Raw genomic sequence first — 11,966 nt, 5'->3', positions numbered from 1 at the left:
CTTATATTATAGCACGCTGGGGAGCCCTCTCTAAGCGCCCCGGCCGCCTACAGCCCGAGCCGACGCTTCATGTCGGTTCGCTGCTGGTTCAATTCCGTCAATTCAGCCAATTCCTCGGGAGTGAAGGTGGATTGCCGCGCCAGCCTGTCCAGCCGGTCGCAGCAGGCGTCATAGCGCATCTTGAGCACCGCAGCCTGCAGCTCCTCCCCCGCAATTCGCTCCTGCTCACGCTGCCGCTCGGGCACCGTCTCGTCTTCCGGATTCTGTAACAGCAAATCGCGGACGTTTTCATCATAGTCCAGAATTTCGCGGAAGATTTCCTCGTAAGTCGCCCCGTTCGAGGACGTCCTCAGGACATCCGACAGCAGCCGGAATTCCGCGCCGTCGCCCAGCGCACGCGCATGATCGACGACTTCCGCGAACAGCTCGCCGATGCGCGGCAGCGCGCGCAGGGTCGCAATCTGTTCGTCGTCGAGCTGCGATGCGACGCGCGGATGCATCACCAGCGTGCGCAACGCGCGCTTTTCGCTGTCCGTCACGCGGCGCCGCTCGCTGCGCGCGGGCGCCTGGCGCGGCGGCGCCGCGATGCGCGTATCGACGTCCGACAGCGCCGCGACCTCTTCGAACGGGATATCGAGGCGGTCGGCGAACATGTGCATGATCTGCGCGCGCAATGCGTTCGCGGGCAGCGCCTGCAACAGCGGCTTCGCATCGAACAGCGCCTTCGCGCGGCCTTCCGGCTGATCGAGCGCCTTGCCGGCAATCGCTTCGTTCAACAGAAATTGCGACAGCGGCATCGCGCGTTCGACCTGCTCGGAGAACGCGTCCGCGCCGAACTCGCGCACGTAGCTGTCCGGATCGTGCTCGGTCGGCAGAAAAAGGAACCGGATCGTACGGTTGTCGCCCGCATGCGGCAGACATGCCTCGAGCGCGCGCCGGGCCGCGCGCCGCCCGGCCGAATCGCCGTCGAAACTGAAAATGACCGTGTCGGTCTGGCGCAGCAGCTTCTGCACGTGAATCGGCGTGCACGCGGTGCCGAGCGTCGCGACCGCGTTCGGAAAACCGAGCTGCGCGAGCGCGACGACGTCCATGTAGCCTTCGACGACCAGCACGTACTTGCGCTCGCGAATCGCGAGCCGCGCCTCGAACAGCCCGTACAGCTCGCTGCCCTTGTTGAACAGCGGCGTTTCCGGCGAATTCAGGTACTTCGGTTCGCCGCTGCCGAGCACGCGGCCGCCGAAACCGATCACCTGCCCCTTCACGTTGCGGATCGGGAACATGATCCGCTCGCGGAACCGGTCGTAGCGGCGCGCGACGCCCTGCGCGTCGGTTTTCTCGCTGACGATCACGAGCCCCGACTCGACGAGCGACTCGTCGCGATAGTCGGGGAACGCGGCTTCGAGATTCTGCCAGCCGTCCGGCGCATAGCCGAGACCGAAGCGTGCGGCGATCTCGCCGGTCAGGCCCCGGTTCTTCAGGTACTGGATCGCGACGGTCGCGCCGCGCAACTGCTTGCGGTAGTAGTCGCACGCCGCCGTCATCGCGTCGGACAGCGCGGTCGCCACCGATTTCGACACGGGCGCCGGATAGTCGCCGCCCCCGCCTCCGCCCCCACCGCCGCCGCGCATCGACGGCTCGTGCGGCACGGTCAGGCCGACGGATTGCGCGAGTTCCTGCACGGCTTCCGGGAACGTGAGCCCCGCGTGTTCCATCAGGAAGCCGATCGCGGTGCCGTGCGCGCCGCAACCGAAGCAGTGATAGAACTGCTTGGTCGGGCTGACGGTAAACGACGGGCTCTTCTCGTTATGGAACGGGCACAGCCCCATGAAATTGGCGCCGCCCTTCTTGAGCTGCACGTACCGGCCCACCACGTCGACGATATCGACGCGGTTCAGCAAATCCTGCAGGAACGAATGCGGAATCACCGTGGGATCGAGCGAAAAAAAGACAATACGACGCCCGGCGCACGCATCGCTGGGCGCGCCGGGAACGGGTTTTACTTCGTGAGCGCGGCCTTGACCTGCGCGGAAACGGCCGTCATGTCGGCGCGGCCGGCGAGCTTGCCCTTCAGCACGCCCATCACCTTGCCCATGTCCTGCGGGCCGGCTGCGCCGGTTTGCGCGACCGCCGCCTGGACTTCGGCCGCCACTTCGGCGTCCGACAGTTGCGCAGGCATGTAGCCGCCCAGCACGGCCAGCTCGGCCTGCTCCTTCGCGACGAGATCATCGCGGCCGGCCGCCTGGAACTGGCTGATCGAATCCTTGCGCTGCTTGATCATCTTGTCGATCACGGCCGTGATGCCCGCGTCGTCGAGCGTGACCCGATCATCGACTTCACGCTGCTTGATCGCGGCCATCAGCAGGCGAATCGTTGCCAGGCGCTCGCTTTCCTTCGCACGCATCGCGGCCTTCATGTCTTCGCTGATCTGCTCTTTCAAACTCATCTTTCACCCGGGATGGAAACGTGAATCCGACGCCCGCGAATGGGCGTCAACACAAAAACCCGCTTGGGACAGTGTCTCAAGCGGGTTGCTCGAATCCGGCATCGGCGACTCGCCGCCTGATCGGCTGCACGATCGCCCCCGATCGCACGGAGTCGCCGGTGCGCCGCTCAGCGAACCGCGCGGCGCCCAATCGTTCAGTACAGCTTCTTCGGCAGCGTCTGGCTGCGAATACGCTTGTAATGACGCTTCACCGCAGCGGCCTTCTTGCGTTTGCGTTCTGCGGTCGGCTTCTCGTAAAACTCGCGCGCACGAAGCTCGGTCAGCAGACCGTTCTTCTCGATCGTACGCTTGAAGCGACGCATTGCAACTTCGAACGGCTCGTTCTCTTTAACGCGAATGATCGTCATGATCCGACACGAATAAAGGTTTGCAAGGAAAGACTACCGAGTATAGCAGAGCGACTGTCCAAAGGCACGGGGCCGGGCCCCGCCAGAACGGCGCGGGCCGGCGCGTCAGGCGCCGCGCGCATACTCGGCCGCGGCCTGCCCGGCCGCCGTGCCGGACGCCCACGCCCACTGGAAGTTGTAGCCGCCGAGCCAGCCCGTCACGTCCACCGCCTCGCCGATGAAGAACAGCCCCGGCACGCGCGCGCTCATCATCGTCGCCGACGACAGCTCCCGCGTATCGACCCCGCCCTTCGTCACTTCGGCCTTCTTGTAGCCTTCGGTGCCGTTCGGCGTCAGCGTCCAGCCGGACAGCGCGTCGCCGATCTGGCGCAGCGTTTTGTCGGGGAGGTCCGCGAGCCGCGCGTCGGCCGCGACACGATGCGTGTCGAGCCACGCATGCGCGAGGCGCGACGGCACCCAGTCGGCGAGCAGCGAACCGATCTGGCGCTTCGACGTGCGTTTCGCGTCGAGCAGGTCGGCCACCGTGTCGCGCTGCGGCAGCAGGTCGACGCGGATCGGGTCGCCGGGCTGCCAGTAACTCGAGATCTGCAGGATGCCCGGCCCGGACAGCCCGCGATGGGTCAGCAGCAGATCCTCGACGAATTCGCCGCCGCGTTTCTTGTCGCCGGTCGATACGCGCACTTCGAGCGATACGCCGGACAGCGGCGCGAACGGCGCCCAGTCCTGCGGCGCGAACGTGAGCGGCACGAGCGCGGGCCGCGTATCGACGAGCTTGTGGCCGAACTGCTTCGCGAGCCGGTAGCCGAAGTCGGTCGCGCCGATCTTCGGGATCGACAGGCCGCCGGTCGCGACGATCAGTGCGCGCGCACCGATCGGGCCGGCCTGCTGCGTGTCGAGCGTGAAGCCGTCGGACGGCGCATGGCGCACCGCGTCGACGACGACGGGCCGGCGCCACGCGATGCCGCCCGCGTCGCATTCGTGCTTCAGCACGTCGATGATCGCGTCGCTGCCGTGGTCGCAAAAGAGCTGGCCCTTGTGCTTTTCGTGCCAGGTCACGTGATGGCGCTTGAGCAGCCCGAGGAAATCGCGCGGCGTATAGCGCGCCAGCGCCGAGCGGGCGAAATGCGGATTCGACGACAGATAGTTGTCGGGCCCGGCATACAGGTTCGTGAAGTTGCAGCGACCGCCGCCCGAGATGCGGATCTTCTCGGCGAGCCGCGGCGCGTGATCGATCAGCACGACGCGGCGGCCGAGCTGCCCAGCGACCGCGGCGCTCATCATGCCGGCGGCGCCCGCGCCGATCACGGCGATGTCATAAGTTTCCATGGCGCGGATTGTACCTGCCCAGCCTCGGGCCCGGGCCGCCCGCGGCGGCGGCCAGCCCCCGCCTGCTATAATTTTGGGTTACGTTGACCTTCCTGCGGCGCACCCTGCCCTCACCCATGCTCGTTCTCGGCATCGAAAGCTCCTGCGACGAAACAGGCCTCGCGCTCTACGACACGCAGCGCGGCCTGCTCGCGCACGCGCTCCATTCGCAGATCGCGATGCATCGCGAATACGGCGGCGTCGTGCCCGAGCTCGCGTCGCGCGACCACATCCGCCGCGCGCTGCCGCTGCTCGAGGAAGTGATGGCGCAAAGCGGCACGCGCCGCGACGACATCGACGCGATCGCGTTCACGCAGGGCCCCGGCCTCGCCGGCGCGCTGCTGGTCGGCGCGAGCATCGCGAATGCACTCGCGCTCGCCTGGAACAAGCCGACCGTCGGCATCCATCACCTCGAAGGCCATCTGCTGTCGCCGTTGCTGGTCGACGAGCCGCCGCCGTTCCCGTTCGTCGCGCTGCTGGTTTCCGGCGGCCACACGCAACTGATGCGCGTGACCGACGTCGGCGTGTACGAGACGCTCGGCGAAACGCTCGACGACGCGGCCGGCGAAGCGTTCGACAAGACGGCGAAACTGATCGGCCTCGGCTACCCGGGCGGCCCCGAAGTATCGAAGCTCGCCGAAACCGGCACGCCGGGCGCGGTCGTGCTGCCGCGCCCGATGCTGCATTCGGGCGATCTCGACTTCAGCTTCAGCGGCCTGAAGACGGCCGTGCTCACGCAGATGAAGAAATTCGAAGCGGCGAAGCTCGAGGGCGAAGCCCTCGAACGCGCGAAGGCCGACCTGGCACGCGGCTTCGTCGACGCAGCCGTCGACGTGCTCGTCGCGAAGTCGCTCGCCGCGCTGAAGAAGACGAAGCTCAAGCGCCTCGTGGTCGCGGGCGGCGTCGGCGCGAACCGCCAGTTGCGCGCGGCACTGTCGGCGGCCGCGGCCAAGCGCGGCTTCGACGTGCACTACCCCGATCTCGCGCTCTGCACCGACAACGGCGCGATGATCGCGCTCGCGGGTGCGCTGCGGCTCGGCCGCTGGCCCGAACAGGCGAATGCCGACTACGCGTTCACGGTGAAGCCGCGCTGGGATCTCGCGTCGCTCGCACGCTGAATCGCGCCACGCGACTCCGCAAGCCGGAAACTAAAAAGGCAGCTCGGTTCCGAGCTGCCTTTCTCATTGGCGCGACGAAACGCCGCGGTGTTTATGCAGCGTGCCGCTTGTCGCGCTCGATCAGCGCATACGCGCTGTGATTGTGGATCGACTCGAAGTTCTCGGCTTCGAGCACGTAGGCGACCACCCGCTCGTCCGCATCGAGACGCTGCGCGACATCGCGGACGAGATCCTCGACGAACTTCGGGTTCTCGTAGGCACGCTCGGTGACGAACTTCTCGTCCGGACGCTTCAGCAGGCCCCACAGTTCGCACGACGCTTCTTCTTCCGCGATGCGGATCAGCGCCTCGACCGGCAGATCGGCGGCCAGCTCCGCATCGATCGTCACGTGCGAGCGCTGGTTGTGCGCGCCGTACTGCGAGATCTTCTTCGAGCACGGGCACAGGCTCGTTACCGGCACGAGCACCTTCAGGAACAGGCGCGTGTCGCCGTTGCGGCTTTCGCCCGCGAGCGTCACCTCATAGTCGAGCAGGCTCTGCACGCCCGACACCGGCGCCGTCTTGTTCACGAAATACGGGAACGTGACTTCGATGCGGCCGGCCTCGGCTTCGAGCTTCTCGAGCATCGACGCGAGCATCGCGCGGAAGCGCTCGACCGTCAGCGGCGCGCGATTCTCTTCGAGCAACGCGACGAAGCGCGACATGTGCGTGCCCTTCTGATCGGCCGGCAGGCGCACGTCGAGGTTCCAGACGCCGACGGTCGGCTGCACGTCGCCGCTTTCGGTGCACACCGTCAACGGATGCCGGACCGCCTTCACGCCCACGCGCTGAATCGGGATCTGACGGGTATCCACCGTGCTCTGCACGTCGGGCATCACGAAGGCGGGGTTCATCTGGTTCATCTTTGTTCAATCCTTGTAAGCCGCGCGTCCGACGACGCGCACGCCGCGTCACGCAGCAGCCGGAAAAGCAACATGGGCCCGCAGGCCCATGTTTTCCGCATCAATGAAGACCGGTTGCGCCAGTCGCACCGACGCCGCCCGCGGGCGGCGCCAGCTTATGCGACGCGCTTCGCCTGATCGGCGACATCGGCCGCCGGGCTCAGAAAGCGTTCGCGAATCGATTTCGCGATGCCCGCGCCGTCGAGGCCGCATTGCGACAGCAGCTTCGCGGGGTCGCCGTGATCGATGAACTGGTCAGGGAGGCCCAATTGTATTACGGGTCGGATAACCCCACTCTCCATCAGGGCTTCGACGCAGGCCGAGCCCGCGCCACCCATCACGCAGCCTTCCTCGACCGTGACGAGGTAGTCGTGCGTTTCGGCGAGTTCGCGCACGAGCGCCGCATCGACCGGCTTCACGAAGCGCATGTTCGCGACCGTTGCATCGAGCTCCTCGGCAGCAGCGAGCGACGGTGCGACCATCGTGCCGAACGCGAGGATCGCGACGCGCTTGCCTTCCGGCTGCGACGTCCGGCGACGCACTTCACCCTTGCCGAGCGGGATCTCGGTGAATTCCTTCACCGTCGCCACGCCCGTGCCCGCGCCGCGCGGATAGCGCACCGCGGTCGGGTTCGGCTGCTGCAGCGCGGTGTGCAGCATCTGGCGGCATTCGTTCTCATCGGATGCGGCCATGATCGTCATGTTCGGGATGCAGCGCATGAACGCGAGATCGTACGCGCCCGCATGCGTCGCGCCGTCCGCGCCGACGAGGCCCGCGCGGTCGATCGCGAACACGACCGGCAGGTTCTGCAGCGCGACGTCGTGGATCAGTTGATCGTACGCACGTTGCAGGAACGTCGAGTAGATCGCGACGACGGGCTTCAGCCCTTCGGTCGCGAGGCCGCCCGCGAACGTCACCGCGTGCTGCTCGGCGATGCCGACGTCGTAGTAGCGATCCTTGAAGCGCTTCTCGAATTCGACCATGCCCGAGCCTTCGCGCATCGCGGGCGTGATGCCGACCACGCGCGTATCGCGCTCGGCTTCGTCGCACAGCCACTCGCCGAACACCTGCGTATACGTCTTCTTCGCGGGTGTCGTCGACGGCTTGATGCCTTCGGCCGGGTTGAACTTGCCGGGGCCGTGATAGAGCACCGGATCGGCTTCAGCGAGCTTGTAGCCCTGGCCTTTCTTCGTCACCACGTGCAGGAACTGCGGGCCGCGCAGTTCGCGGATGTTCTGCAGCGTCGGGATCAGCGAATCGAGATCGTGACCGTCGATCGGGCCGATGTAGTTGAAGCCGAATTCCTCGAACAGCGTGGCCGGCACGACCATGCCCTTCGCGTGCTCCTCGAGCTTGCGCGCGAGTTCGAGCACCGGGGGCGCCACGCTCAGCACGCGCTCGACGCCTGCGCGCGCAGCCGCATAGAAGCGGCCCGACATCAGGCGGGCGAGATGGCGATTCAGCGCGCCGACCGGCGGCGAGATCGACATGTCGTTGTCGTTCAGGATCACGAGCACTTTCGCATCTTCCGACACGCCCGCGTTGTTCATCGCCTCGAACGCCATGCCGGCCGTCATCGCGCCGTCGCCGATCACGGCGATCGAGAAGCGGTCGTCGCCGTTCAGCTGGCTGCCGATCGCCATGCCGAGCGCGGCCGAGATCGACGTGCTCGAGTGCGCGGTGCCGAACGTGTCGTATTCCGACTCCGAACGGCGCGGGAAACCCGAGATGCCGTCCTGCTGACGCAGCGAATGCATCTGGTCGCGGCGGCCCGTCAGGATCTTGTGCGGGTAGGTCTGGTGACCCACGTCCCAGACGATGCGATCGTTCGGCGTGTTGAACACGTAGTGCAACGCGATCGTCAGCTCGACCGTCCCGAGATTGGACGACAAATGGCCGCCCGTCTTCGACACGCTGTCGAGCACGAACGCGCGCAGTTCATCCGCGAGCGGTTGCAGTTGGCGACGATCGAGGCGGCGCAAATCCGCCGGGTCGTCGATGGTTTTCAGCAAGTCGTACATCGTCGTTCCATTGTAGGAAATCAAACGCGCCCGCATTCTTTTGCACGCACCGTAGCGTGTGCGCGGCGGCGGGCTTTCGCGTCAGCTGACCCGGTTCACTACCAGGTCGGCAAGTTCGGCGAGACGCTGTGCGTGTGCGCCGAACGGTTTCAGCGCGTCGTGCGCTTCGGCGCGCAGCTGCGCTGCCAGCTCGCGCGACGCCTCGAGACCGAGGATCGATACATAGGTCGGCTTGTCGTTCGCCGCGTCCTTGCCGGCCGTCTTGCCGAGCGTCGCCGAATCGGTCGTGACGTCGAGAATGTCGTCGACGACCTGGAAGGCCAGACCCACGGCCCCCGCGTAGACATCCAGCGCGGCCATCGTTTCCGCCGAAGGCGTCTCGCCGGCCAGCGCGCCCATCCGCACGGCCGCGCGCAGCAATGCGCCCGTCTTCATCCGGTGCATCGTCTCGAGCTGTTCGCGCGTCAGCTTCAGGCCGACGCTCGCCAGGTCGATCGCCTGCCCGCCGGCCATGCCGATCGAGCCGCTCGCGAGCGCCAGCTCGCGCACGAGCGCCGCCTGCTGCACCGGCGACAGCGCATCGGCGTCGGTCAGCGCCACGAACGCCTGCGACTGCAGCGCGTCGCCGACCAGCAGCGCCGTCGGCTCGTCGTACTGCACGTGCACGGTCGGTTTGCCGCGACGCAGCGCGTCGTCGTCCATGCACGGCATGTCGTCGTGCACGAGCGAGTAGACGTGGATCATCTCCAGCGCCGCCGCCGCGGCGTTGCGTGCCGCCTCCGTCGCACCGGTCAGCTCGCCTGCTGCATGGCACAGCAGCGGGCGAACGCGTTTGCCGCCACCGAGGACCGCGTAGCGCATCGCCTCGTGAAGTTTCGCGGGCATCGCGGTTTCAGCCGGCAGATAGTGGCCGAGTGCGTCCTCGACACGGTCAAGCACGGACCGCATCCATTGTTCGAATGTCATAGATCGTCGTCTTCGCCGTCCGTGGCGGCCGTTCCGGACGAAAGCGGCTTCAGCGTCGCGCCGTCGAGCACGCGAACCTGCTGCTCCACTTTCTCGAGCTGCTGTTGGCAAAACGCAACGAGGGCCGCACCGCGGCGATACGCCGCCAGCGAATCCTCGAGGCTCAACGCGCCGCCTTCCATCCGGGCAACCAGCGTCTCGAGTTCCGCGAGCGCCATCTCGTAATTGTCCGGCAACGGTTCGGTGTCATTGCCGGGCGGCGTGGCGCCTGGGGATGCGGTTTTCGCCATGGACGAGGGTGTCAAATTTCAAAACAAGTCGGACATTCTACGGCAAAAGAGAATTTTCCGACCTGCCGTCGTGGGCGCCCGCGCACAATTCCGGCCCCATCTCCGACGCACAGTGTGCGCCTTTCGACGGTCGCCCGACAAAAAATTGACACAAATCAGGCACTTAATCCTAGCCTTGGGAGGCGAACCGGGTATAATTCCCCGTTTCCCTAAATCGATTTTTCGATGGTTGGGTTGTTCACTGCTTTCACGCTAACACCGGGAGTGGGAATGTCCAATCTGAGCGATGCGCTTCAGTTGAAGTCGGCCCACAGCCAGCTTCCAGTCACTGCATATTTCGATGAGGCGCTACTCGAGCGCGAGATCGAAACCCTCTTCAAGAAAGGACCTCGTTACGTCGGGCACGAGTTGATGGTGCCCGAGGCGGGAGACTATTTTGCGCTGCCGTCCGAGAAGGAAGGCCGCGTGCTGGTCCGTAACCAGACGAACCAGATCGAACTGCTGTCGAACGTGTGCCGCCACCGGCAGGCGATCATGCTCAACGGGCGCGGCCATGCGCAGAACATCGTGTGCCCGCTGCACCGCTGGACGTACGATCTGGAAGGCCAGCTGCTCGGCGCGCCGCACTTCCCCGACAAACCGTGCCTGAACCTCGGCAAGAGCCCGCTGCAGAATTGGCAGGGGCTGCTGTTCGAGGCCGAGGGGCGCAATGTCGCGCGCGACCTCGCCAACCTCGGCACGAAGCATCACTTCGACTTCTCCGAGTACCAGTTCGATCACGTCGAAGTGCACGAGTGCGATTACAACTGGAAGACGTTCATCGAGGTCTACCTCGAGGATTATCACGTCGTCCCGTTCCACCCGGGCCTCGGCAGCTTCGTGTCGTGCGACGATCTCAAATGGGAGTTCGGCGACTGGTACAGCGTGCAGACGGTCGGCGTGCACAACGCCCTCGCGAAACCGGGCAGCACGACCTACCAGAAATGGCACGAGCAGGTGCTGAAGTTCCGCAATGGCGTACCGCCGGAGTTCGGCGCGATCTGGATGGTCTACTACCCGGGCCTGATGATCGAGTGGTATCCGCACGTGCTGGTCGTGTCGTGGCTGATTCCGCGCGGGCCGCAGAAGACGACCAACATCGTCGAGTTCTATTATCCCGAGGAAATCGCCCTGTTCGAACGCGAATTCGTCGAGGCCGAGCGTGCCGCCTATATGGAAACGGCCGTCGAGGACGACGAGATCGCGATGCGGATGGACGCCGGCCGCCGCGCGCTGATGGCCCGCGGCGAGTCGCAGGTCGGCCCGTACCAGAGCCCGATGGAAGACGGCATGCAGCACTTCCACGAGTTCCTGCGCCGCCACCTCGGCGACCTCTGACAGCGGGTGCGGCGCTTTGACGCCGCGCGGCCGCCGGCGAACGAAAAGACGGGCTTCGGCCCGTCTTTTTTTGTTTAGACTTGGAGTGTCAGGTCATTCGCACTCCAGGGAGCCGTCATGCCACACACTCATTACACCACGCTCATCTCCGCCGCCAATCTCGCCGAGCGCCTGGCCGCGGCGCCCGGCAGCGTCGCGCTGTTCGACTGCCGCTTCGATCTCGCCGATCCGGGCGCCGGCGAAGCCGCCTACGCGGCCGGTCACCTCCCCGGCGCGCAATATCTTCATCTCGACCGCGACCTGTCGGGCCGCAAGACAGGCACCAACGGCCGCCATCCGCTGCCGACCCGCGACGCGCTCGCCACGCTGCTCGCCAGCCGCGGCCTCAAGCAGGGTCAGCAGGTCGTCGCGTACGACGCGCAAGGCGGCGCCTATGCGGCGCGCCTGTGGTGGCTGCTGCGCTGGCTCGGCCACGATTCGGTCGCCGTGCTCGACGGCGGCCTGCAGGCCTGGGAAGCGGCCGGACAGCCGCTGACGACCGACGTGCCGCAATCGGCCGCCGGCGACTTCCGCTCGGGAACGCCGCTCGAATCGACGGTCGATGCCGCGGCCGTGCTCGCGAACGTGTCGTCGCACGCGCGCGTCGTGATCGATGCACGCGCACCGGATCGCTATCGCGGCGAAAATGAAACGATCGATCCGGTGGGCGGCCACATTCCCGGCGCGCGCAACCGCTTCTTCAAGGACAACCTGGCCGCCGACGGCCGCTTCAAGACCGGCCATGAATTGCGCGAGGCGTTCGCCACCGTGCTGGCCGGCACCGAGCCGAACCGCGTGATCCTGCAATGCGGCTCCGGCGTCACCGCATGCCACAATGCGCTGGCGCTGGAAGTGGCGGGCCTGCACGGCGCGTCGCTGTACCCGGGTTCGTGGAGCGAATGGAGCGCCGATCCGTCGCGGCCGATCGCGACCGGCCCGAATCCTTGAGCCCCCGCGCGGCGCGACGAGGATGAAGCGGCGGCCGGTGCCGCCGCTCGTC

At 66.3% G+C, this 11,966-nt stretch carries 11 protein-coding genes; 3 read left to right on the top strand and 8 right to left on the bottom strand.

Annotated elements, in window-relative coordinates; all coding sequences use genetic code 11:
• Window positions 1-47: 47 nt before the first annotated feature.
• From dnaG to HWX03_RS02050, 4 genes are all read right to left on the bottom strand, one after another.
• Entirely contained in the window at window positions 48-1,925 is a 1,878-nt protein-coding gene (gene dnaG / locus HWX03_RS02065) for a DNA primase (protein ID WP_175870055.1), read from the bottom strand.
• A 71-nt stretch (window positions 1,926-1,996) separates the two neighbouring features.
• Entirely contained in the window at window positions 1,997-2,443 is a 447-nt protein-coding gene (locus HWX03_RS02060) for a GatB/YqeY domain-containing protein (RefSeq protein ID WP_050011331.1), read from the bottom strand.
• Between the two features lie 194 nt (window positions 2,444-2,637).
• Window positions 2,638-2,850 carry a 30S ribosomal protein S21 gene (gene rpsU / locus HWX03_RS02055; protein WP_006479415.1) on the bottom strand — a complete coding sequence of 71 codons (213 nt, stop codon included), beginning with the start codon at window positions 2,848-2,850 and terminating at the stop codon, window positions 2,638-2,640.
• Between the two features lie 105 nt (window positions 2,851-2,955).
• On the bottom strand, window positions 2,956-4,176 hold the full coding sequence (locus HWX03_RS02050; RefSeq protein ID WP_175870054.1) for an NAD(P)/FAD-dependent oxidoreductase: 1,221 nt from the start codon (window positions 4,174-4,176) through the stop codon (window positions 2,956-2,958).
• Between the two features lie 116 nt (window positions 4,177-4,292).
• Here HWX03_RS02050 and tsaD point away from each other — a divergent pair, with 116 nt between their 5' ends.
• On the top strand, window positions 4,293-5,333 hold the full coding sequence (gene tsaD, locus HWX03_RS02045; RefSeq protein WP_039358123.1) for a tRNA (adenosine(37)-N6)-threonylcarbamoyltransferase complex transferase subunit TsaD: 1,041 nt from the start codon (window positions 4,293-4,295) through the stop codon (window positions 5,331-5,333).
• 91 nt (window positions 5,334-5,424) lie between these two features.
• On the opposite strand, the gene folE2 is transcribed toward tsaD, so the two are convergent.
• The 4 genes from folE2 to HWX03_RS02025 all read right to left on the bottom strand — a co-directional run bounded on the left by folE2 (window position 5,425) and on the right by HWX03_RS02025 (window position 9,550).
• A complete protein-coding gene (gene folE2 / locus HWX03_RS02040; RefSeq protein ID WP_174388724.1) occupies window positions 5,425-6,234 on the bottom strand; it encodes a GTP cyclohydrolase FolE2 in 810 nt (269 codons plus the stop codon).
• Window positions 6,235-6,389: 155 nt separating this feature from the next.
• Window positions 6,390-8,294 (bottom strand): 1-deoxy-D-xylulose-5-phosphate synthase, encoded by a 1,905-nt coding sequence (dxs, locus tag HWX03_RS02035; protein WP_174431963.1) that lies wholly within the window; start codon window positions 8,292-8,294, stop codon window positions 6,390-6,392.
• Between the two features lie 81 nt (window positions 8,295-8,375).
• On the bottom strand, window positions 8,376-9,260 hold the full coding sequence (locus HWX03_RS02030) for a polyprenyl synthetase family protein (protein WP_175870053.1): 885 nt from the start codon (window positions 9,258-9,260) through the stop codon (window positions 8,376-8,378).
• Window positions 9,257-9,550 (bottom strand): exodeoxyribonuclease VII small subunit, encoded by a 294-nt coding sequence (locus HWX03_RS02025; protein ID WP_175819150.1) that lies wholly within the window; start codon window positions 9,548-9,550, stop codon window positions 9,257-9,259. Before HWX03_RS02025 ends, HWX03_RS02030 begins: the two co-directional genes overlap by 4 nt.
• 270 nt (window positions 9,551-9,820) lie before the next feature.
• Between HWX03_RS02025 and HWX03_RS02020 the strand changes: the two genes are divergently transcribed.
• Both HWX03_RS02020 and HWX03_RS02015 read left to right on the top strand, forming a co-directional pair.
• Complete coding sequence (locus HWX03_RS02020; RefSeq protein WP_126367177.1) at window positions 9,821-10,927, top strand: aromatic ring-hydroxylating dioxygenase subunit alpha; 1,107 nt, start codon at window positions 9,821-9,823, stop codon at window positions 10,925-10,927.
• A gap of 117 nt (window positions 10,928-11,044) precedes the next feature.
• Entirely contained in the window at window positions 11,045-11,914 is an 870-nt protein-coding gene (locus HWX03_RS02015; RefSeq protein WP_175819149.1) for a sulfurtransferase, read from the top strand.
• Window positions 11,915-11,966: the final 52 nt, after the last annotated feature.

It is taken from the genome of Burkholderia sp. BCC0397 (genome assembly GCF_902832865.1).
In the GTDB taxonomy this organism is placed as follows: Bacteria; Pseudomonadota; Gammaproteobacteria; order Burkholderiales; family Burkholderiaceae; genus Burkholderia.
The sequence above is the reverse complement of the archived record's forward strand: the minus strand, read 5'-3'. Positions and strand labels throughout refer to the sequence as shown.

Bases quoted from the DNA above. Each gene is read 5' to 3' on its own strand.
- HWX03_RS02030 (WP_175870053.1), bottom strand. From the start codon at position 9,260: ATGACATTCGAACAATGGATGCGGTCCGTGCTTGACCGTGTCGAGGAC.
- HWX03_RS02020 (WP_126367177.1), top strand. From the start codon at position 9,821: ATGTCCAATCTGAGCGATGCGCTTCAGTTGAAGTCGGCCCACAGCCAG.
- HWX03_RS02015 (WP_175819149.1), top strand. From the start codon at position 11,045: ATGCCACACACTCATTACACCACGCTCATCTCCGCCGCCAATCTCGCC.
- folE2 (WP_174388724.1), bottom strand. From the start codon at position 6,234: ATGAACCAGATGAACCCCGCCTTCGTGATGCCCGACGTGCAGAGCACG.
- dxs (WP_174431963.1), bottom strand. From the start codon at position 8,294: ATGTACGACTTGCTGAAAACCATCGACGACCCGGCGGATTTGCGCCGC.
- HWX03_RS02050 (WP_175870054.1), bottom strand. From the start codon at position 4,176: ATGGAAACTTATGACATCGCCGTGATCGGCGCGGGCGCCGCCGGCATG.
- HWX03_RS02025 (WP_175819150.1), bottom strand. From the start codon at position 9,550: ATGGCGAAAACCGCATCCCCAGGCGCCACGCCGCCCGGCAATGACACC.
- rpsU (WP_006479415.1), bottom strand. From the start codon at position 2,850: ATGACGATCATTCGCGTTAAAGAGAACGAGCCGTTCGAAGTTGCAATG.
- tsaD (WP_039358123.1), top strand. From the start codon at position 4,293: ATGCTCGTTCTCGGCATCGAAAGCTCCTGCGACGAAACAGGCCTCGCG.
- HWX03_RS02060 (WP_050011331.1), bottom strand. From the start codon at position 2,443: ATGAGTTTGAAAGAGCAGATCAGCGAAGACATGAAGGCCGCGATGCGT.